This window comes from Alcaligenes sp. RM2 (assembly GCF_052931795.1).
The window spans coordinates 901,786-923,989 of record NZ_JBRFIO010000002.1 but is presented as its reverse complement, the minus strand read 5'-3'; the positions used below and the strand labels follow the sequence as shown (position 1 = coordinate 923,989).

Below are 22,204 nucleotides of genomic sequence, written 5' to 3'. Positions count from 1 at the left end.
TGACTTCCCTCTCAAGAGGCCTGTAAAAAGCCTGTTCAGCACAGCCCACCCGTCGCTAAAGGTGCACTCACTCACGCTTATCTGCCCACGGGTATACCCCTATCATCATTGTGGTTACTCCTTATGTACGGCCAGTGTTCGAATCGCATATAAAGCTGAAAGCAAACTGAAAGAAAACTGAAATAACGCTGAAAAATCAGATTGCTGCAGTTTGCTCTCGAACGCTCACAGCCACTTCGGAGACACACCCAATGAGAAACAGGATCAAAAAAAGCACCGCGCCTCAAGCACAAACTGGCGCATCCCGGCGCAAGTTCCTGAGCGGTGCTGCAGCCGGCACCGCGGCTGCAGCAACGATGGGCTTTCCTGCCATCGCTCGCGCGCAGGGTCCCATCAACTTCCGCTTCCAAAGCACTTGGCCCACCGTCGACATCTTCCACGAATTCGCTCTTGATTTCGCCAAGAAGATCAACGACATGACCGGTGGAGATCTGAAAATCGAAGTTTTGCCCGCAGGGGCTGTTGTACCGGCCTTTGGCCTGCTGGATGCCGTCTCCAAGGGAACGCTGGACGGGGGCCACGGCGTGCTGGGTTACAACTACGGCAAGCAGAACGCCCTGGCCTTGTTTTCGTCAGGACCGGCCTTCGGCATGGACGCCAATATGGTCCTGGCATGGCACAAGTATGGCGGTGGCAAGGAGCTACTGGCCAAGCTGTACGATGCCATCGGTGGCAATGTCGTCTCCTTCCTGACCGGCCCGATGCCCACGCAACCGTTCGGCTGGTTCAAAAAACCTATCACCAAGACTGAAGATCTCAAGGGTTTGAAGTTCCGCACCAATGGCCTGGCTATCGACCTGTTCACTGAAATGGGCGCGGCCGTCAATGCTTTGCCGGGCGGTGAAATTGTTCCGGCACTGGACCGCGGCCTGCTCGATGGTGCGGAGTTCAACAACGCCGCCTCGGACCGCGCTCTGGGCTTTCCGGACGTGTCCAAGGTCTGCATGTTGCAAAGCTTTCACCAGGCTTCAGAAACCTTCGAGATCATGTTCAACAAGGACAAGTACAACGCCTTGCCGACACAGCTGAAGGCCATCGTCGACAACGCCGTGGAGGCCGCATCGGCCGACATGTCCTGGAAAGCAGTTGACCGTTACTCGCAGGACTACCAACGCCTGCAAAAGGAAGACGGCGTCAAATTCTACAAAACGCCCGACACCATTCTGCAGCAACAGCTGGTCGTGTGGGACCAGATCGTTGCCAAGAAGGCCGAGACCAACCCCCTTTTCAAGGAAATCGACGCATCGCAACGAGCGTTCGCGGCACGCGCCATGGCGTGGGACATGGACACCAACAATAACCGCCGTATGGCCTACAACCACTACTTCGGTCGCAAGGCTCCCCAAGCCAAGAGCTGACCCCTAACGGCAATTGCACTGCGTCATCCCGTCCAGCCGGATGTGGATGACGTCTCCTTCCCCACTCCAGGCCGGCCGCGCCCCAAGCCGCAGCCGACACGCATCAGACCCTTTCCGCGCTAGCAAGGTGAACCTACCATGCAGAAAATTCTGGTCTTTATCGACCGGTTCAATACGTGGATAGGCCAGTTGTTCGGCTGGCTAGTCCTGGCATTGACCCTGTTCGTTTCCTTCGAGGTCTTCTCTCGATACGTACTCTCCAACCCGCACGCCTGGGCCTTTGACATGATGAACATGCTGTACGGTGGCCTGTTCATGATGGCCGGTGCCTACACGCTCTCCAAGAACGGCCATGTGCGCGGGGATGTGCTGTACGGCTTTTTTCCACCCCGCCTTCAGGCAGCCCTGGATCTGATCCTGTACATCCTGTTCTTCATCCCTGGTGTGGTCGCCATGTTCTGGGCCGGTTACTACTTCGCAGCCGAGTCCTGGGCCATCACGGAGCACTCCAATATCACGGCCAACGGACCGCCCATCTACCCGTTCAAGGCCATCATCCCGCTGGCCGGTTTCTGCCTTCTGCTGCAAAGCTTCGTGGAAATGGTGTATTGCGTACGCTGCCTGCGAGACGGGAAATGGCCTTCGCGCGACAAGGACGTTGAGGAAGTCGATGTCGACAAGCTCATGGATATGGTGGACGTCAAAAGCGATGACATTGAGAAACTGGATGCCTTTGTCACAGGCGACGGCAAGAAAGGGAGTCCAACATGAGAAAAGAAATCTGGTTCGGGCTCACCCTACTGATCAGCATCGTCCTGAGCATTGCCATCCTCATGCCAGCGCCAGCAGACATGAGCAACGGCCATTTGGGCCTGCTCATGCTGGCGCTGATTGTCGTCACCATCATGCTGGGCTTTCCCACCGCCTTCACCCTGATGGGGATGGGGGTGATCTTTACCTGGCTGGCCTATCGCGACATGGGCACGCAGCAAGCAATCCAGCAGACCCTGGACCTGATGGTTCTGCGCACCTACGCCGTCATGACCAACGACGTACTGATTGCGGTGCCTCTGTTCATCTTCATGGGTTACCTGGTTGAACGCGCCAACCTGATCCAGAGCCTGTTCCAGGGCATGCACCTGGCCATGGCACGAATTCCAGGTTCGCTGGCTGTAGCCACCATTGCCACCTGTGCCATCTTTGCCACGGCCACGGGCATTGTGGGGGCCGTGGTGACTCTGATGGGGCTACTGGCCATGCCCGCCATGCTGCGGGCGGGTTACAGCGTGCAGCTAACGGCTGGCTCCATTACCGCTGGGGGCTGCCTGGGCATTTTGCTGCCCCCCTCCGTACTCCTGATCCTGTACGGCGCCGTCGCGGGTGTCTCGGTCGTGAAACTGTATGCCGGGGCCTTTTTCCCCGGCCTGATGCTGGCTGTCCTGTACGTGGTGTACGTCATCATTCTGGCCAGGCTCAAGCCCAGTGTCGCGCCTCCGCTTTCCGCGGAAGACCGGATCGTGCCTCTGCCAGCCTTCGCACAAACCATCAAGGAGACCATTACAGACCGTGCTGTACCCGGCCTGATCAACGCCATGAAGGGGCCTCGCAACGTCGACGTGCCCATGAAGCTGCTGGTCAAGAATCTGGCCGTGGCCTTGCTGCCCGCTGTGATCTTCATCGCTGTCATGGGCTTTAGCTATCAGTCGGTCACTGCACCCAAAGTAGCCGAGCACTACGAGCTGCAGGAAATGGGCGGCGGTTTCAATAACTTCGACAGTGACTACAGTGGCGGTGGGCTGGCAGAACCTCCGGGTGCTGGCGGTTTATCCGAACCTGAAGGCAGCGAGCCTCTCGTGGCGCTGGGTGCCAGCGAACCGGGCGCAGAAGCTCCCGCAGCTGCAGCAGAGGCAGCCGAAGAAACCACTACAGCAGAACGTCAGGCCGCACCAATGACATTCTGGATCTTTCTGGTCGTGGGCAGTCTGGCCTTGTTGTGCTACTACGCCATGCTGAACTTCGCACGGCTGGAAATCTTCAAGATGCTGCTCAGCTCCTTCTTTCCGCTGACCATGCTGATCCTTGCCGTGCTGGGCAGTATTATCGCTGGCCTGTGCACTCCCACCGAAGCGGCGGCCTTGGGTGCCTTGGGCGGCATCCTGCTGGCCTTCGCCTATCGCCGCTTGAATTTCTCCATGGTGCGCGAATCGGTGTACCTCAGCGCCAAGACCAGTGCCATGGTCTGCTGGCTGTTCGTCGGTTCCAGTATTTTCTCGGCCGCCTTCGCCCTGCTGGGTGGTCAGGAACTGATCAATGGCTGGGTGCTGTCCATGGATCTGACACCCATCCAGTTCATGATCCTGGCGCAGATTGTTATTTTCCTGCTGGGTTGGCCGCTGGAATGGACAGAGATCATCATCATCTTCATGCCCATCTTCCTGCCACTGCTGGCGCACTATCAGATCGACCCCCTGTTCTTCGGCCTGCTCGTCGCCCTGAACCTGCAAACCGCATTCCTGTCACCACCGGTTGCCATGTCGGCTTTCTACCTGAAGGGCGTCTCGCCACCCCATGTCACCCTGAACCAGATTTTCCTGGGCATGATGCCCTTCATGGGTATCCAGATCCTGGCGATCATCATCCTGTATCTGTTCCCCGGCATCGGCCTGTGGCTACCTAGCGTGTTGTACTGATCGCAACCTGCCAACATCGGACCGGGCCCGACACCTCCCCCGCTATCACAGGGGAGGCGCCGGGTGCATGGAGGCGGCCCCTCGCGTACATGCCTGATAAGTCACAAATTATCGCCAGCCTCTATTTTGCAAGCACCAGAACTCTACCAGCCATCCCCTAGGGGCTACCCTCATTCACACACCCCGGTCGTGGCAAAGGGTAAACTAGCTTGTCCCTCTCTCGGTTTTGTATGTCCATGTCGCAACTCAATTCCAAACTGCTCGCCCAACAACCCAAAGAAATCCAGCGTCTGATCAATTACACCGACGCACTGGTACGTTCCGGCTCGCAGATCGAAGATCGCTATTGGCAAGGGCTGACTGCTCAATTGCTGGACAAGCTCTATAGCGGACGCCGCAATACAGCGGTTGAACAGACACTGGAACTGCTGGGCAGCCAGCAACAAAACCAGCATTACGAAATCCTGATGGAGCTGGCCGAGTCCCACGCCGAATGCCAGCAAATCGAGCATGACGGCGTGCTGTACGACGCCCTGCTGTTTTCAGCCCCGCTGACCGCCTGGACACGCTATCAACTGCCCCAGGGAGTATTGAAACCCCAGCAACACAAGGAACTGGAAGAGGCCTTGCGCGCCACAGTTCTGGCCGAAGGCACGATGTGCGCTCTGCTGCCCAATCTGGTCAATTACGACGAGATGCCGCAGACCTACCAGCAGGCTTACGCCTGGACGCGCAGCCTGACCGCGCAAGCCCTGGGCCGCAGCCAGGAGCCTGCTCCACTGAACAAACCCGAAGAAGCCAGCAGCCTGTTGGCCGACGCCCGCTTTCTGGTTGGTGTGGTTATGGCTCCGGTCGGTCAGCCCCTGTTTCGCTGGCAGCAATCCAGCGACAATCTGCAAGCCGACCATCTGCGCTGGGTAGAGCAATGGGTGGAGCGTTACTCCGCCATCGTCACACCGTTATTTACCGGCTGCCAGCTGCAGTTCCTGGCTCCCAACGCTTATTACGTCAATAACCGCGAGTCGGACCGCGAGATTCGCCCACTGGCCCTGAAGGCCGGTATCACCTGGCTGCAAACAGCCGTGAAGCTCTCGCCCGACCATTTGCGTGCGGTCATCGTTGCTTGCGGTGAAGAACAAGTGGAAGAATATCGCGTGGGCTTTAGCACCATTTCCTCGCCCACCGTGATTTATGGCTGTATCTGGCCTGTATTGAGCCAGGAAGAGGCCGAGTCCTCTTTCCACAGCGACGACCATATCGACATTCCGGACGTGATTGCCGCCCTGCTCAGCACCCTGGGTCTGGTCCAGATTCAGCGCCTGCCCGGCCTGCACTCCACCGAGACCTGCGACGATTGCAACGCGCCCTTCTTCCCGGACATCAACGGCGAGATGCAGCACCCGGAACTGCCGGACGAAATCGATCTGGACCCCGTACAGCTGCACTAAATTGAACACCGCTACTGCTTCCCAACCTGTATCCATAGACCTGTTTTGCCGTGTTATCGACAATCTGGGGGATATAGGCGTGTGCTGGCGGCTGGCCCGTCAGTTGGCGGCCAGACCCGAGGTCGCCCAGCTACGCCTGTGGGTAGATGATCTGCACAGCTTCAGCCGTATCCAGTCCGAAATTCAAAGCGAACGGCAAAGCCAGCAACTGCAGGGCGTAGATATTGAGCATTGGCACGACGCGCGCCAAGAATACCCCGCAGCACATCCCTTCGTGATCGAGGCCTTTGCCTGCGAACCGCCCGAAGCCATGACACGGCAACTGACGGCAGATAGCCATGTGTGGATCAATCTGGATTACCTGAGCGCCGAACCCTGGGTACAGGGCTGCCACGGCCTGCCCTCCCCACAAGCCGGTGGTGCGAACAAATATTTTTTCTTTCCCGGCTTTGTCCCGCAAACAGGGGGGCTGCTGCGTGAAAGCGATCTGCTGGCCCGTCGCGATGCCTTTCAACAGGACGATGTCGCCTACCAGGCCATGCTGAGTCGTCTGGGCGTGGCGCAGGAGCACATTCAAGCCCTGCTCCAGGGCGAGATGCAGCAAATGTTCCTGTTCTGCTATCCCGATGCGCCCGTCCTGGCTCTGCCCGAAGTACTATCCACGCTAAAGCAGAAAACCCTGCTGCTGGTGCCCGAGTCTGTTGCCCAAGGTATCCCGGATCTGGAGCAAGGCCACTTGCAAGTTCAGCGCATCCCCGCCGTGAATCAGGCCGATTTTGATGCCCTGCTCTGGCGTAGCGCACTGAATATTGTACGTGGCGAGGACTCCCTGGTACGCGCCATCTGGGCCGCTCAGCCCATGCTGTGGCAGCCTTACGTACAGGAAGAACAGGCCCATCTGGACAAGCTGCAAGCCTGGCTGGATACCGGCAATTTGCCCAAGCCGGTTCAAGCCCTGCATCTGGCCTGGAGCAGTGCCGATCAGGCCGGTGCCGCCACTGCCTTGAGCCGCTGCCTGGAACCCCAGGTGTTGCGTCTATGGCAACAAGAAGCCCGTGCTTATAGTGAAAAACTGGCTGAACAAGCCGATTTGGCCAGCAGTTTGCTGAGTTTTTACACCCAAGTCGCCCGAAAACGCTAAAATAACGGATTACCTCTTAAAAGCTCCCTGACACTGCGTTTGGCGGAGCCTGTCCCATTCGGAGTTTTTTTAATGAAAACCGCACAAGAACTGCGCGTTGGTAACGTCGCGATGGTTAATGGCGACCCTCTGGTCGTTCAGAAAACGGAATACAACAAATCCGGTCGCAACTCCGCCGTTGTCAAATTGAAGTTCAAGAACCTGCTGACCGGCTCGAACAGCGAAGCCGTGCACAAAGCTGACGAAAAATTTGAAGTGGTTCAGCTGGAAAAGCGCGAATGCACTTACTCCTACTTTGCTGACCCCATGTACGTCTTCATGGACGAAGAGTACAACCAGTACGAAATCGAAGCTGAAAGCATGGGCGACGCCCTGGACTACCTGGAAGAAAACATGTCCGTTGAGGCCGTTTTCTACGAAGGTCGTGCTATCTCGGTTGAACTGCCCACCATCATCGTGCGCGAAATCACCTACACCGAACCTGCCGTGAAAGGCGATACCTCCGGTAAAGTGCTGAAACCCGCCAAGATCAACACGGGCACCGAAATCAGCGTGCCTTTGTTCTGCAACATCGGTGACAAGATCGAAATCGACACCCGCACTGGCGAATACCGCAGCCGCGTGATGTAAGAAAGACGTCGTGTCGCCCAGTGCGGTACGCGCAAAAAAAGGGGCTGTTTTTACAGCCCCTTTTTCCTGCCTGCTCGAATCACCACATCATCCTCAGGCCAGCAAGCCGGTGTTAACAAAACCACCGTCCACGCTGATGATCTGCCCGGTCATATAGGCTGTTTTTTCGGTATCCAGCAAAAAGCAGATCGCCTGCGCTACCTCACGCGGCGTGCCATAGCGATGCATAGGCACGGCAGATTTCCAGGTTTCCTGCACCTGCTCCGTGTGCACTTGCATGGCCAATGGCGTCATGATCGGGCCAGGACACACACAATTCACCCGTATGCCTTCCTGGGCCAGCTCATTGGCCATGACCTGCGTCAGGTTGATCAAACCCGCCTTGGTAATGCCATAGGCGGCGCGCCCACGATTACCCACCAGACCCGACACCGAGGAAATATGCACAATCGCGCCCTGCTTGTACTCGCGCATCAACAAGGCCGCTTCCCGGCTGATGCTGAAAGCCGCCAGCACATTGACCTCGAAGGTTGCCCGTAGCAAGGCAGAGTCCGTTTCCAGAAACGTCACATCACGTCCAAACCCGGCAGAATTCACCAAGCCGCCTACAGGACGTTGGGAGTGATAGCGCTTCAGCAAAGGAGCAATACGCGCTTCGTCGGTAATATCCAGCAGCTCGGCGGCCAGATGATCGCCATAACGATTGAACTGCTCCGTCAAAGCGGCTAATTTCTCGGCGTTATTGTCCACAGCCAGCACATACGCGCCCTGCTCCAGCAACAGCTCGACGGTTGCCAACCCAATACCGGAAGCCGCCCCCGTCACTACTATCCAGGAATCTTGCATCAGGCTGCCTCCAGAACCATTTCAAAAGTCACCAGCACCGAGTTCACCTCCGGTTTCAAACGGCCACGATGCACGCCATGCTGATAATCAATAATGATCACGTCCAGTTGCACTTGTTGCTCGGCGGGCAGGCTCAGGTCAATCCGCCCTTCCTCAATCAGCACCTCAGTGACGAAAGGTTCGACAACGATCTCAGGCTCCAGGATCGCCCCGACCAAACTCCCGACACCACCGCGGATGACGGCACGCGTCAGGCCCAGCTCCTGACAGATAGCCCGCAAGACAGCCGAGATATTCTGGTTCGGGGCCAAGGTCACAATCCAGCTTTTCGGGCTTTCAGGCTGAGCCTGGACTGACAAGTGCTCGGGTCTGGCGACAGGCGTGAACAAGCTGAAATTCGTTTCCGGGCAAGGCAGAGTCTCAAAGGCTGCGCCACGCACATAGGTGATATCCAGCTCCGGCGAACCACCCAAAATCGTTTGGTCCGGGAGAATATGCCCGGCCTGCAACTGTCCTTCAGAGTCACGCCAAGCGGCATGACAGTGCAGCCATAACTGGCCATCTGGTTTGCGCCCCAGAGTCACACTGGCCTGCTCAATCTGAACCGGACCGGGGTGTGTATAAAGCTGGCTGTAGTACACCGAATGATCGGGCGAGGAAGACAGCGCCGGCATCACATAATGCAGGTCCGCAAACTGCCCGCCTTTGAAACGCCCGACCGCGCTGTACAGATCATGCGCCTCCCCCGCAAGGCGAAAGGCATCCAGCAAGGAATGCCCGGCCCGCAAGGTATGGGTATGACTTTCCGTCTGGCAAGGGGCCAGCATATAAGGCTGAGCCCGCTGCGTCCCTGGATGCTTGACCTCTCTTAACATGGTGCCTCCTGCGCCAACTGAGGCAGACATTTCATCAGCTCATCTTTCACCATGCGCTTGGGTACCTTGCCGTAACCGGACTTGGGCAGGGAGTCCCAGAACTGGATGTACTTGGGCATTTTGTAGCGAGCGATGCGCTCGCTCAGCCAACTGCGCAGCTCAGCCTCCGTCAAGGCGGCCCCTTCTTTCAAGACACATACTGCCACTCCGACTTCACCCCACTGACGATCCGGCACACCCACCACCGCCACTTCAGTAATTGCACCGTGCAGCAGGATGTATTCCTCGATCTCGCGCGGGTAAATGTTGGAGCCACCCGAGATGTACATATCGGAAGCACGCCCGGTCAGGTACACATAGCCACGCTCGTCCATATGACCGATATCGCCCGTGCGAAACCAGCCATTGCGGAAGGACTCGGCATTGGCCTTGGGATTGTTGTAGTAGCCCGCAAACACGGCTGGGCCAATTACGCAGACCTCGCCAGTTTCGCCATACGCCACTTCCCGACCTTGTTCGTCCTGAATGGACACCTGCATGCCCGCACGCTCGTAGCCACAGCTGGCGGGATGGCTGATACGACCATCGGCATCTTGATGATCAAAAGACGGCAGCACGGTGATATTGCCCGTCACCTCGCCCAGGCCGTAGTACTGCACCAGCACCGGACCGAACTTCTCCAGCGCCAGACGCAAGTCCGCCTCGTACATGGGCGCACCGGCATAAATCACATGACGCAGGCTGGAGTGATCGTACTGATCGATATGCGGGCACTCGGCCAGCAACTTCAAAATCGTCGGTACTGTGAACAAGGTGCTGAGCTTGTACTTTTCGATCAAGGCAAAGGCTTGTTCGGTACTGAAGCTGTCGCCCGGCAAGAGCACGGTTTTTGCGCCACGCAACACCAGATTCAACTGATGCACACCTGCACCATGCGACAAGGGAGCCAGCACCAGGCCACCATCTTCGCTGCGTGTACCGGGCAAGAGATCAGCCAGATGATTGGTCAGGACAAAGGCCATTTGCCCGTGCGTCAACACAGCGGCCTTGGGCTTGCCCGTCGTACCGGAGGTAAACAGCAGCCAGCAAGGTGTGTTGGAAAACACATCGGCATTCGGCGTAACAGCACCCGCATGCTCCCTTAACAGATCCGCCACCAAGGGGCGCGAATCTGCAGGTGTGGGTGTACCGCGTAACCACAGCAAATCCATATCCGGAAAATGCTTGCTGACGGTTTCCGCATGTTCAGGGAAATCCGTCTGGCACAGGAATACCGTGCTGCCAGACACCTCCACCATGTGCAGCAACTCTTCCGGCTTGACGCGGAAGTTGGTCGGCACCCAGATCGCCCCCAGACGGAAAGCGGCGAACATGGAGAGGAACATCTCATTGCTGTTTTTGGAGTGCACCAGAATCGCACTGCCAGCCTGCACGCCACGGGCTTTCAGGCCCGCCGCTAAAGCTGACACCTGGGCATCCAGCTCCTTCCAGCTCCAGCTTTCCTGACCCCAGATCAACGCGGGCTGATCCGGCAGACGACGCGCATTCTGGGTCAACAGGTGCGACAAGTTCATGGCCCGATTCGACATGGGCTGTACCACGGCATTTGTCATCATTTCAAGCGTTCCAGAATCGACACATAGTTAGCCACAGCCGCACCACCCATATTGAAGATGCCGGCCAGTTCCGCCTGCGGCAACTGCATGTCACCGGCTTCCTGAGCCAGCTGCATGGCGGCCATCACGTGCATGGAAACACCGGTTGCGCCCAGAGGGTGACCGCGAGCTTTCAGGCCACCGGAGACGTTCACCGGCAACTGACCATCCTTACGGGTGCGACCTTCCAGAATCACTTTCCAGCCCTCGCCACGCGGAGCCAGACCCATGGCTTCGTACTCCAGCATCTCGGCGGTAGTAAAACAGTCGTGGGTTTCCACCAGATCCAGATCCAGAATGCCTACACCGGCTTTGGACAGAGCCTGCTGCCAGGCACGATGCGCCCCTTCAAACGCAATCGGGTCGCGGCGCGACAGAGGCATGAAATCATTGACCTGCACTCGGGAGCGGAAGCGAATCGCGCGGCGCAAGGCACGGGCGGTTTCTTCATCTGCCAGAATCAGCGCGGCAGCCCCGTCGGACACCATGGAGCAGTCGGTGCGGCGCAGCGGGCCGGCCACCAGAGGGTTCTTTTCCGAAACCTGATCGCAGAACTCCAGGCCCAGATCACGGCGCACATGGGCGTAAGGATTGGCCAGGGCATTCACGTGATTCTTGGCGGCAATCTGCGCCAAAGAGTGGCTCTGGTCGCCATAACGATCAAAGTAAGCCTGGGTGATCTGACCAAAAATCCCCGCAAAGCCCAGCGGATTGTCCTCTTCCTTGCGATAGCAGCCGGAGCTGAGAATTTCAGGAATACGGCTAGGAGGCACGCCCGTCATTTTTTCCGCACCGACAGCAATACCAATGCGGGCACGGCCGCTTTCAATCGCATCCATCACGCTATGAATAGCGGCACTACCCGTGGCGCACGCATTTTCTACGTGCACGGCAGGTGTGAAACGCAGATCAGGCTGATGCAGGGACAGCAATCCGGCCTCAAACCCTTGGGGATTCAAGCCATTGTTATAGACACCCACGGCCGCAAAATCGATGTCGCTGGCCTGTATGCCGGCATGCGCAATCGAATCCCTGACCACGGCTTGAATCAATTCTTCAATGTCGATGTTATCCAGCTTTCCAAACGGGGTATGTGCCCATCCCACAATACATGCGTGTCCAGACATAGTTTTCCTTGAACGTAGAAATTTGATCAATGAATCGCTCGCCCCTGAAAAGCTGAAATAGCTGCTCAAGGGCCCGTAACTTGTTCCCCAATCTTCAGGGATTCGATGTACGCCTTCTCTTCCAACAAAAGCGCCACCAGCTCCTCATGTCGCTTGTTGCGCAAGCGGCTCTCTACACTGGCGATGGCCAGGGAAGCCGGCATGCCACTAGTGGGATGAGAAACGCAAACCGCCACCCCCCAGGAACCTTCAAAAATAAAACCACGGTTAAAGGCATAGCCTTGCTCACGCGTCTCGGCCACCAGATCCCACAGAATGTCGGTGCTCAACTGGGGGTACTGGCGCAGGCGCTCGGCATTGACCTCCAGGGCTTCGCCAATCTGCTCATCCGTCATGGCCGCCAGAAATGCAATCCCACTGGCGCCACAACCCAAGGGGTGACGATCCCCCGGCTGCAACACATGCGAGCGCAAGGGATGATGCCCTTCCTCGCGAGCCAGACAGACGGTTTCATAGCCGCGCTGCACGCTGATCAGCGCGCTGTCACCCGACACCTTGGCAATACGCGCCAAGCTGCGTTCGGCAATGCGCTGAATGCCAAAACGATGCGCTGCCATCAACCCCAAGGAATACAGCTCGGGGCCGGGAAAATATTTGCGCGATACCGGGTCCTGCTCAATCAAGCCATTGCCCATCAAAGCCAATAACAGGCGACGGGTGGTGGGCTTGGTCAACTCGACCTTTTTCACGACATCACTCAAGCCTATGCCCTGGTTACGCAGGCCTACGACCACCTGCATGACTTGCACGGCCCTATCCAGGGTTTGGCTGGAAGAAATCGACTCTGGGCTCTCTTTGGAATCCATTTTCACACTCTTGATAATATAGGTCCGCATATTGGACCATTTAGTGATTCAGATTGGAATACGTGAACCGCCCTTTAGCGAAGTATTTTGGGCAGTATATTAAATATTTACGTAAATCCTGTAGGTAAAAATACTAGGTTGTCCTAATTTCAGGCCTGTCTTGTAATGCAGCAGATCAGCTTACATAAATCTATAGGTCCATTAAATGGACCCCACAGGAGATTAAAAAATGAAGCGTCGCACATTTCTGAAAACAGTTGCTGCCAGCAGCACCCTGCCCTGGGCATTGAGCTTTTCCAACTCTGCTCAAGCTGCCGAATTCGAGTATCGCATTGCGCACAGCGTGCCCACCCATCACCCCTTACATGTCCGCATGGTTGAAGCCGCAGACCGCATTCGGGAACAAACGAATGGGCGCTTTGACCTGCGCATCTTCCCCTCGGACCAATTGGGTTCGCAGACCGATGTGATGAGCCAGATCCGCTCGGGCGCTATTGATTTCCTGTGCTTGTCCGGTGTGGTGCTCTCTACCCTGGTTCCCTCCAGCGCCATCAGCGGCCTGGGCTTTGCGTTCAAAGATTACGATCAGGTCTGGAAAGCCATGGATGGCGGTCTGGGCGAGTTCATTCGTGCCGAGATCGCCAAAACCCGCTCCCTGTTTGCCTTTGAACAAATCTGGGACAACGGCTATCGCCAGATCACCAGTTCGGGCCGCGCCGCCGCTACTCCGGCTGACATCAGCGGCATGAAAATTCGCGTTCCGCCCTCCTCCATGTGGACCTCGCTGTTCAGCTCCTTGGGTGCTGCTCCGGCCACCATCAACGCCAACGAGCTGTACTCCTCCTTGCAGACCAAGATTGTCGATGCCCAGGAAAACCCGCTGGCCGTGATTTCCACCCTGAAGCTGTACGAAGTGCAGCAGTACTGCGCCATGACCAACCATATGTGGGATGGTTTCTGGCTGCTGGCCAACCGCCGCAACTTCGACGGCCTGCCCGAGGACATTCAGGAAATTGTGCGCAAGAACCTGAACCAGAGCGCCGTACAGGAACGTGCCGACTTGCTGGCCCTATCCGAGCAATTGCAAAGCGATCTGGAAAGCAAAGGCATGCAATTCGTCCAGGCCGATACCGCCGCCTTCAAGCAGCGTCTGATTGATGCCGGTTTCTATGCTGAATGGAAGAAGAAATTCCCGGCAGCAGGCTGGGAGCAATTGGAATCCGTCGTCGGTAGCTTATAAGCCAGGGGCACAGCGCAATGACAAATGACAGTCAGAACCTGCAGATACAGGAACAGCCACCGCTGTGGCAGAAATTTGAAACTTGCTTGTTTAAAGCGACGGCCTTTATCAGTGCGATTCTGCTGGCCTTAGTCATTGTTCTCTTGCTCTCGGGCGTGGTGTCGCGCTATGTATTGCACGCACCACTGACCTGGTCCGACGAGCTGGGCGGCATTCTCTTCCTGTGGCTGACCACCTTTGGGGCCGCCCTGGCCACCTATCGCTTTTCCCATATGCGCATGACCGCCGTGGTTTCGCGCCTGGGCAGTGAATGGGAGCCCTTCTTTACCGCTTTTGCCATCACCGCCACCACACTGTTCTTCGCCCTGATCCTGTACCCGGCGATTGATTTTGCGATGGAAGAGGCCTTCATCACCACCTCTGCCCTGGAAATCTCCAACGCCTGGCGTGCCTCGGCCTTGCCCGTGGGCTTTGGGCTGGCGCTGATCTTTGGTCTGGGTAAGATGGCGGAAGTAATACGCCAGCCTAAAGCCATTTTGGCTGTCTTGAGCGTATTTGCTCTGGCTTTAGTGGTCTGGCTGATCAAGCCCTACCTGCAAGGGCTGGGCTACCTGAACCTGGTGATCTTCTTTGTGCTGATTGTGGGCGTCAGCGTACTGACCAGCGTACCTATTGCCTTTACCTTTGCGCTGGCCACACTGGGCTATCTGGCCCTGACCACCCGCGTTCCCGTGATGACCCTGGTTGGCCGCATGGACGAGGGCATGTCGCACCTGATGTTGCTGGCCATCCCCACCTTTATTTTCCTGGGCCTGCTGCTGGAGATGACAGGCATGGCACGCGCCATGGTGCAGTTTCTGGCCAGCCTGTTGGGTCATGTAAAAGGTGGCCTGTCTTATGTGCTGATTGGTGCCATGTATCTGGTGTCCGGCATCTCCGGCTCCAAAGCGGCTGATATGGCTGCCATCGCACCCGCGCTGTTCCCGGAAATGACCAAGCGCGGCGCCAAGGAAGGCGAACTGGTCGCCCTGCTGTCCGCAACTGGAGCACAAACAGAAACCATCCCACCTTCTATTGTGCTGATCACGATTGGCTCGGTTGCCAGTGTCTCTATCGCCGCCCTGTTTACCGGCGGTATGTTGCCTGCGCTGGTGCTGGGTATCGGTCTATGTGTAGTCGTAGGCTGGCGCAACCGGCACGAGGACCTCTCCAACATTCAGCGCACACCCGCCAAAGAAGCCCTGAAGCTTTTTCTGATCGCCCTGCCTGCACTGGCCCTGCCCTTCGTCATCCGCGCTGCTGTTGTTAAAGGCGTGGCCACGGCAACCGAAGTCTCCACCATCGGCATCGTCTACGCCATGATCGCGGGCCTGGTCATCTACCGCCAATTCGACTGGCGCAAACTCTACCCCATGCTGGTGGATACCGCCGTTCTGTCAGGAGCCATCCTGATCATCATCGGTGCAGCCTCCGGCATGGCCTGGGCCTTGACCCAATCCGGCTTCTCCCGCGAGCTGGCCCAGTTCATGCAAACCCTGCCCGGAGGCCGCATGGGCTTCCTAATTGTGTCGGTGATCGCCTTCATTATTTTGGGCAGTCTGCTCGAAGGCATCCCTGCCATTGTGCTCTTTGGCCCGCTGCTGTTCCCCATCGCCCGAGTCATGGAAGTGCATGACGTGCACTACGCCATGATCGTGATTCTTTCCATGGGCCTGGGCCTGTTCGCACCACCCTTCGGCGTCGGTTACTACACCGCCTGCGCCATCGCCCGCGTCAACCCGGATGAAGGCATCCGACCGATCTGGGGCTATATGCTGGCCCTGCTGATTGGCCTGGTCTTTGTAGTCGCTTTCCCCTGGATTTCGATTGGTTTTCTGTAAGAGATATGGCTATGACACAGCAGCACAACCCCGCCGTTTTTACGCAAAGCTTGCAAGGCAAAACCGTATTGGTTTTTGGGGCGGGCGCGCCCCTGGAGGATTGGAATAACGGGAAAGCGGCGGCAGTGGCCTATGCCAGGGCCGGTGCGCAGGTGGTTTGCGTGGATAAGGATTTGGCGGCGGCTAAACGCAGCGCGGATCATATTCTTGGGGAAGGCGGGGAAGCGCTGGCTTTGGAGGCGGATGTTTGTGATACCGAGACGGTAGAAAAAACAGTGGCCTTAGCTATAGAGCATTTCGGAAAAATCGACGTTCTGCATAACAACGTAGGAATTGCACCCGCTGGTGGCCCACTAGATATAGACGATGCTCTTTTTCAGCGGACGATGGATATTAATGTCGGCTCTATTCTTCGCACCACCCGCGCCGTATTGCCGCACTTTCTTAAACAAGGCTCGGGAGTGATTACTAATATATCTTCCCTGGCTTCAATCCGTTGGAGTGGCTACTCTTACTTCGCTTATTACGCGTCTAAGGCGGCGCTGAATCAGGCTACTGTTGCTACGGCATTGGAATTTGCTGATAAAGGAATACGGGCAAATGCCATTTTGCCAGGGGTGATTGATACACCGCTGGTTTATCAGCAAATTGCGGCTCAGTATGATTCGATTGAACATATCAAGGAGCAACGGGCTAATGCGGTGCCAATGAAGAGAACGGGAACACCGTGGGATATTGCGAATGCAGCGGTGTTTCTGGCTTCGGATGCGGCGGGGTTTATTACGGGGGTTTGCCTGCCGGTGGATGGGGGGCATTCTTGTGCTATGCCGGGGATGAGGTGAGCAATCAATTTCAATTAGTATGCGCAACCCACGAGAACCTACAATCTGCCAAGAGTAACTATAAGCAGACACGGCTTTCTGACAGGCTGAGGATAGTGCCGTGCACCGACTGCAAGCGTCAACGGTTCTAAACGGCCCATTGCCACTATCGTGGTGAAGCGATGCTGTAGAATCTAAATCCTTCCGCTTCGGGTGAGATTCATGCTTACTATTATATGAAAATACAAACAATCGAAATAAATGACGTCGCTGGTATCACGCAGCTAAATCTTACCTTTGACGAGCGGATGAACATCCTGTGTGGCCCGAACGGTATCGGAAAGACTACCATCCTTGAATGTTGCGCACATTCATTCTCTTTAGGGGCCACCTCCGTCCTGAAAAGTAGAGTGAGCAAAAATGGATTAAACCCGATCGGCACGGTAAAGGCAGGCCTAACAAATGAGAACATGCCCCTCAGTGTTCAGTTCAAGGTTAGTCAGCATGATCCAGGTAAGTATTCAGAACCTCAGGGCGAGTATCAGAATGCTAGGTTTATTCTTTCGCTGAAAACTGGCCGTATCCTGAGCTATCAAGCTCTTGATGCAGTTCGGAAAGATTCACCGAAATCAGATCACCACCTCTATGAAGATATTAAGAAGGGTGTTTCTTCTGATGACATTAAAAGTTGGTTTGTGAATCGAGACCTCTACTCGACGAAAGAGAAAGCTCTTTCTATTGAGCAGATGGCGAACTATAAGCTCGCAATTGAATGCTTCTCCAAGCTCAACACTGCATTTTCGTTCTCACACGTTAGCGCAAGCAGCCTGGATATCTACATTACGACTCCCGGCGGCATGATTGTCCACGAGTATCTGTCTTCCGGCTTTAAATCCTGCTTAGTCATGCTCCTCGGTATCATCAAGGAGCTCGAGTTCCGCTTCCCAAACGAAAAGGTGGAAGACATAGAAGCGATCGTCCTAATCGATGAGATTGAGCTTCATCTACACCCCGAGTGGCAGGGAAAAATCACTGAGGTTCTGATCAACGTCTTTCCAAAGATGCAGTTCATCGTCACTACGCATAGCCCCCATGTAATCCAGTCTGCCGAGCGCAATCAAATCATCGCGCTGCAAGCAAACGGCGACGTAGCCGAACAGCGCCCCTTACCTTTGTCTCCATACGGCTTTAAAGGCTGGACAATTGATGAGGTGCTGACTGACGTTATGGGTATGACCGACACTAGATCAGACTTCTTCAGCAAGCTGCAGCAAAATTTCAACGATGCGCTTGACTCTCGGGATAAAACCAAAGCGTCCGCGGCGTACGCAGAGATAGAAAAATCCCTACATCCGAACAGTGTCGAGGCCAAGCTAATGCGCCTCCAGATGATCGGCACGGACTGGGATTCTCATGATCAAGCTTGAGCGCCCTACCGAAGCGCCCGCTTGCATTGATGGCGACACCGGCGCGGCTCTCCTTGCAGAGTACAAAACCCACAAGAAGGCTGTTTGGCGGATTGACGCCCTGAAAGATGCGTTGTTGGCGACTTCGCATAACAAGTGCGCGTACTGCGAGACGCCTCTTGGAGAGGGAACCGCGTATATCGAGGTCGAACATTTCTGTCACAAGGACGCCTATGAGGACCTAGTTATTAGTTGGAGCAACTTACTTCCATCTTGTCGCCGATGTAACGGCAAAAAGGGTACTCATGATGTTGTGAGGGAGCCGATTATCAATCCGTATGAGGTAGATCCTAAAGCACACTTCAAATTCGAATGCTGCAGACTAGCTCCAACCACAGAACTAGGCAGAGAAACGGTTGGCGTACTCAATCTGAACGATACGCAGCGGCTCGGCATCCCTCGGTGGAGACTCAGCGACCGTCTAAAGAAGGCGATCAGCACTTGCGAGATTCTGCTAGAGCGATACAAGGGATCCCCAAAGACTCGTACGAAGAACAATTTACTAGAGAAGATTGAAGACGTGCTGACGGAATGTCAGCCTACTTCTTCGTACTCTGCAGTCGCCGCTACTGTCCTCCACAGCGACCCTACGTACTACTCATTGATGGAGCAAGTCAAAGACCTTGGTTTTTGGACTAGTGACCTGGAAACCATGCACGCCGAATCTCGCGGTATTGCATTGGAAGTACAAGGGCTTGTCGAGTGATAAAGAGGCCCTTCTAGCTAGGGCACTTGATCAGACCGCCGCCACAGTGATCTCCAATAGCGTTCGAACGACGGGGTTTTATCCTGGACTCAGAAAAGTGTCGCCAGGGCCGGAGGCAGCCTGCCCCGATCTCGCTCACATCGCTCTCGGAGCAATGTTCTAACACTGTGTTGCACAAGGAAGCGATCTAGACCTTTCAGTGGCAAAGTCAATTTCACAAAACCGCTGTATCCACCGGTCGAATCTACAGTCAAAGGCAGCCACCCCTCATACCACATCTGACCTCCTCGGCCATTCGTCATCCAACAAACAAAAAAGGAAGAGCTTTAAGCTCTCCCCCTCTACACTCACTTAACCTACCTCACCCCAAACGCCTCCTCAAAGATCCCCATAATCGTCTTCTTATCCGTCTGAATCGGATTAGTTGCACCGCACACATCCTTGAGCGCGTTATCTGCCAGCACCGAAAAATCCTCCCGCTTCACGCCCAGCTCTTCCAGCGACTTCGGAATCCCCACTATATCCGCCAGCTTTTTAATCGCTGCGATAACATCCAGGCCTTTCAGATCTGGATTGTTATCTGATAGCAGCTTGCCGATTTCATTCAGACGCTCCCCCGCCACCTGCATATTGAAAGCCTGGACATGCGGCAGCAGCAATGCATTACAGACACCGTGCGGCAGGTCGTAGAAACCGCCTAACTGGTGCGCCATTGCGTGCACGTAGCCCAGCGATGCGTTATTGAATGCCATGCCTGCCAGAAACTGCGCATAGGCCATTTGTTCACGGGCTTTCTTGTTATGCGGCTCGCGCACGGCAGTCGGCAGATATTTGGCGATCAGCTCTACCACTTTCACCGCACAGGCATCGGTGATGGGGGTAGCGATTGTGGAAACGTAGGCTTCAACTGCGTGGGTTAGGGCATCCATGCCTGTGGCCGCGGTTAGCGATGCTGGCATGCCTTCCATCAGGTCGGAGTCGTTCACTGACAGGAAAGGTGTGATGTGGCGGTCAATGATCGCCATTTTTACGTGGCGGGTTTCATCAGTAATGATGGTGAAGCGCGTCATTTCCGACGCTGTGCCTGCTGTGGTGTTGATAGCCAGCAGTGGCAGTTGCGGTTTGGCGGATTTATCTACGCCTTCATAGTCTGCAATCTTGCCGCCGTTACTGGCGACCAGCGCAACGCCTTTGGCACAGTCATGCGACGAACCACCACCAAGGGACACGATCAGGTCTGCGCCGTGCGCTTTCAAGGCATCCAGGCCTGCGTTGACGTTGCCGACCGTAGGATTGGGCTGCACCTGATCAAAAATCGCGGTATTGATGCCCTGTGCAGTCAGCTTGTCAGCCACCATTTTCGCCATACCCAGCTTGGCCAGATCGGCATCCGTAATGATCAGAGCTTTTTTGAAGCCCATTTTCCCGACAATCGGCATGGCCTGGTCCAGTGCGCCGGGGCCAAGAATATTGTGCGAGGGGATAAAGAATTCCGAGACTGTCATGGTGCGTATTCCTTATTAATGATCGAAGAGAATCCCTGCGACCTCGGGGGTATACGAACTGAGAGCGCGCAAGGAGGGAATCCCCCCATATTGCATGGGGGGAGGTCTTACAACACTACGAATAGATCAAAGGATCAGAAGAAGCCCAGGGCGTTCGGGCTGTAGCTGACCAGCAGGCACTTGGTTTGCTGGTAGTTATTAAGGGCCATCTTGTGAGTTTCACGGCCGATGCCGGATTGTTTGTAGCCACCGAAGGCGGCGTGAGCGGGGTACAGGTGATAGCAGTTGGTCCAGACGCGGCCAGCTTCGATGCCACGGCCTACGCGGTAGGCGCGCGAGCCGTCGCGGCTCCAGACACCAGCGCCCAGGCCAAACTCGGTGTCGTTGGCGATAGCGATGGCTTCTTCTTCGTCCTTGAAGGTAGTGACGGCAGCCACTGGTCCGAAGATTTCTTCCTGGAAGGTGCGCATGCTGTTCTTGCCCAGCAGCATGGTGGGACTGATGTAGTAGCCATTATCCAGACCCTGGCCCAGACGATTGCGTTCGCCGCCAGTCAAGGCTTGTGCGCCCTCTTCCCGACCGATATTGATGTAGCCCAGGATGCGCTCCATCTGTTTCTCGGACACCTGCGCGCCCACCATTGTCCCGGCATTGAGCGGGTTGCCGGTCTGGATACGTTTGACTCGCTCTACGGCACGCTCGATAAAGCGCTCGTAGATGGATTCCTGAATCAGGATACGCGATGGACATGTGCAAATCTCGCCCTGGTTCAGAGCAAACATGCTCAAACCTTCCAGGGCTTTGTCTAGGAAGGCATCATCAGCCTGCATCACGTCTTCAAAGAAGATGTTGGGGCTCTTGCCGCCCAGTTCCACTGTCGCGGGGATCAGGCGGTCGGCTGCAGCGTGCAGGATTTCACGGCCGACGGGGGTGGAGCCAGTGAAGGCGATTTTGGCGATGCGCTTGGAGTTGGCCAAGGCATGGCCTGCTTCTTTACCGTAGCCGGTGACGACGTTCAGTACGCCAGCGGGCAGCAGATCGCCGATGATTTCCATCAGCAGCAGGATGGAAGCGGGAGTTTGCTCGGCGGGTTTCAGGACGATGGGGCAACCGGCCGCCAGGGCGGGGGCCAGTTTCCAGGCGGCCATCAGCAGCGGGAAGTTCCAGGGGATGATCTGGCCGACCACGCCGATAGGCTCGTGGAAGTGGTAGGCAACCGTGGTGCTGTCCACATCCGAGATGCTGCCCTCTTGGGCGCGCAGGCAACCGGCAAAGTAGCGGAAATGGTCGACGGCCAAAGGCAAGTCAGCCGCGCGGGTTTCACGGATGGGTTTGCCGTTGTCGATGGTCTCTGCCACCGCCAGACGTTCCAGGTTTTGTTCGATACGGTCCGCAATGCGCAGCAAAACGGCGGAGCGCTCGGCAGGCGGGGTATTGGCCCACTGGTGGCGCACCTTGTGCGCGGCGTCCAGAGCCAGGTCAATGTCCGCTGCACCCGAGCGGGCTACCTGGCAAAAAACCTGCCCGGTGACGGGCGAGACGTTATCAAAATACTCGCCTTCGACCGGCGGCACCCAACGTCCACCAATGTAGTTGTCGTAACGGGATTTGAACGGGAATTCCAGATCCAGGCCCATGGATTTGAGATCGGACAGATTCATGATGTCTCCTTATTGATTTAGTTCGGTGTCACAAGGCGTGCACCGCAGGGAAAGGTTAGGGGTGCCTTTATCCTGTTTTAACTAAAGCAAATAACGTGCCAAACTACCTAGCGATTGTCCCGACTCGATCCTGAGCTCGCCCGCCTCCATAATGAAACGACCTCCAGTCGCAGGCTGCGACAGCTACTGTCGCAAAACGCGAGCACTGTCGCAGAATGCGACACCCCTC

At 56.2% G+C, this 22,204-nt stretch carries 18 protein-coding genes; 11 read left to right on the top strand and 7 right to left on the bottom strand.

Going from position 1 to position 22,204, the window contains the following annotated elements; all coding sequences use genetic code 11:
* Positions 1–251 precede the first annotated feature (251 nt).
* From ACU6HM_RS11050 to efp, 6 genes are all read left to right on the top strand, one after another.
* On the top strand, positions 252–1,418 hold the full coding sequence (locus ACU6HM_RS11050) for a TRAP transporter substrate-binding protein (RefSeq protein WP_009457721.1): 1,167 nt from the start codon (positions 252–254) through the stop codon (positions 1,416–1,418).
* A gap of 138 nt (positions 1,419–1,556) precedes the next feature.
* Entirely contained in the window at positions 1,557–2,189 is a 633-nt protein-coding gene (locus tag ACU6HM_RS11045) for a TRAP transporter small permease subunit (RefSeq protein WP_009457722.1), read from the top strand.
* The gene (locus ACU6HM_RS11040) at positions 2,186–4,108 is read left to right on the top strand and encodes a TRAP transporter large permease (RefSeq protein WP_446763809.1); all 1,923 of its coding nucleotides are present in this window, start codon (positions 2,186–2,188) and stop codon (positions 4,106–4,108) included. The genes ACU6HM_RS11045 and ACU6HM_RS11040 overlap by 4 nt, the downstream gene beginning before the upstream one ends.
* 236 nt (positions 4,109–4,344) lie before the next feature.
* A complete protein-coding gene (locus ACU6HM_RS11035; protein WP_250756849.1) occupies positions 4,345–5,556 on the top strand; it encodes a DUF2863 family protein in 1,212 nt (403 codons plus the stop codon).
* A gap of 1 nt (position 5,557) precedes the next feature.
* Positions 5,558–6,697: an elongation factor P maturation arginine rhamnosyltransferase EarP gene (earP, locus tag ACU6HM_RS11030; RefSeq protein ID WP_446763808.1), complete on the top strand. Its 1,140-nt coding sequence runs from the start codon at positions 5,558–5,560 to the stop codon at positions 6,695–6,697.
* Positions 6,698–6,769: 72 nt separating this feature from the next.
* Positions 6,770–7,327: an elongation factor P gene (gene efp, locus ACU6HM_RS11025; RefSeq protein WP_003802564.1), complete on the top strand. Its 558-nt coding sequence runs from the start codon at positions 6,770–6,772 to the stop codon at positions 7,325–7,327.
* A gap of 93 nt (positions 7,328–7,420) precedes the next feature.
* Here efp and ACU6HM_RS11020 read toward each other — a convergent pair whose 3' ends face one another.
* The 5 genes from ACU6HM_RS11020 to ACU6HM_RS11000 all read right to left on the bottom strand — a co-directional run bounded on the left by ACU6HM_RS11020 (position 7,421) and on the right by ACU6HM_RS11000 (position 12,696).
* Positions 7,421–8,173 (bottom strand): SDR family NAD(P)-dependent oxidoreductase, encoded by a 753-nt coding sequence (locus ACU6HM_RS11020; RefSeq protein ID WP_446763807.1) that lies wholly within the window; start codon positions 8,171–8,173, stop codon positions 7,421–7,423.
* On the bottom strand, positions 8,173–9,078 hold the full coding sequence (locus ACU6HM_RS11015; protein WP_446763806.1) for a hypothetical protein: 906 nt from the start codon (positions 9,076–9,078) through the stop codon (positions 8,173–8,175). Before ACU6HM_RS11015 ends, ACU6HM_RS11020 begins: the two co-directional genes overlap by 1 nt.
* Positions 9,042–10,664: an acyl-CoA synthetase gene (locus ACU6HM_RS11010; RefSeq protein WP_369326486.1), complete on the bottom strand. Its 1,623-nt coding sequence runs from the start codon at positions 10,662–10,664 to the stop codon at positions 9,042–9,044. Before ACU6HM_RS11010 ends, ACU6HM_RS11015 begins: the two co-directional genes overlap by 37 nt.
* A complete protein-coding gene (locus tag ACU6HM_RS11005) occupies positions 10,661–11,830 on the bottom strand; it encodes an acetyl-CoA acetyltransferase (protein WP_083054018.1) in 1,170 nt (389 codons plus the stop codon). The genes ACU6HM_RS11010 and ACU6HM_RS11005 overlap by 4 nt, the downstream gene beginning before the upstream one ends.
* Before the next feature lie 65 nt (positions 11,831–11,895).
* Positions 11,896–12,696, bottom strand: coding sequence for an IclR family transcriptional regulator (locus tag ACU6HM_RS11000; protein ID WP_369326485.1), 801 nt, complete (start codon positions 12,694–12,696; stop codon positions 11,896–11,898).
* Positions 12,697–12,925: 229 nt separating this feature from the next.
* Here ACU6HM_RS11000 and ACU6HM_RS10995 point away from each other — a divergent pair, with 229 nt between their 5' ends.
* From ACU6HM_RS10995 to ACU6HM_RS10975, 5 genes are all read left to right on the top strand, one after another.
* Positions 12,926–13,936, top strand: a complete 1,011-nt coding sequence (locus tag ACU6HM_RS10995) for a TRAP transporter substrate-binding protein (protein WP_446763805.1) — start codon at positions 12,926–12,928, stop codon at positions 13,934–13,936.
* Between the two features lie 17 nt (positions 13,937–13,953).
* Entirely contained in the window at positions 13,954–15,816 is a 1,863-nt protein-coding gene (locus ACU6HM_RS10990; protein WP_369326484.1) for a TRAP transporter large permease, read from the top strand.
* Between the two features lie 11 nt (positions 15,817–15,827).
* Positions 15,828–16,658 carry an SDR family NAD(P)-dependent oxidoreductase gene (locus ACU6HM_RS10985; protein WP_446763804.1) on the top strand — a complete coding sequence of 277 codons (831 nt, stop codon included), beginning with the start codon at positions 15,828–15,830 and terminating at the stop codon, positions 16,656–16,658.
* 215 nt (positions 16,659–16,873) lie between these two features.
* Positions 16,874–18,064, top strand: a complete 1,191-nt coding sequence (locus ACU6HM_RS10980; RefSeq protein ID WP_446763803.1) for an AAA family ATPase — start codon at positions 16,874–16,876, stop codon at positions 18,062–18,064.
* Positions 18,051–18,809, top strand: coding sequence for an HNH endonuclease (locus ACU6HM_RS10975; RefSeq protein WP_446763802.1), 759 nt, complete (start codon positions 18,051–18,053; stop codon positions 18,807–18,809). Before ACU6HM_RS10980 ends, ACU6HM_RS10975 begins: the two co-directional genes overlap by 14 nt.
* Before the next feature lie 356 nt (positions 18,810–19,165).
* On the opposite strand, the gene ACU6HM_RS10970 is transcribed toward ACU6HM_RS10975, so the two are convergent.
* Entirely contained in the window at positions 19,166–20,314 is a 1,149-nt protein-coding gene (locus ACU6HM_RS10970; RefSeq protein WP_446763801.1) for an iron-containing alcohol dehydrogenase, read from the bottom strand.
* Positions 20,315–20,448: 134 nt separating this feature from the next.
* Positions 20,449–21,975 carry an acetaldehyde dehydrogenase ExaC gene (gene exaC / locus ACU6HM_RS10965; protein ID WP_035270842.1) on the bottom strand — a complete coding sequence of 509 codons (1,527 nt, stop codon included), beginning with the start codon at positions 21,973–21,975 and terminating at the stop codon, positions 20,449–20,451.
* Positions 21,976–22,204 lie beyond the last annotated feature (229 nt).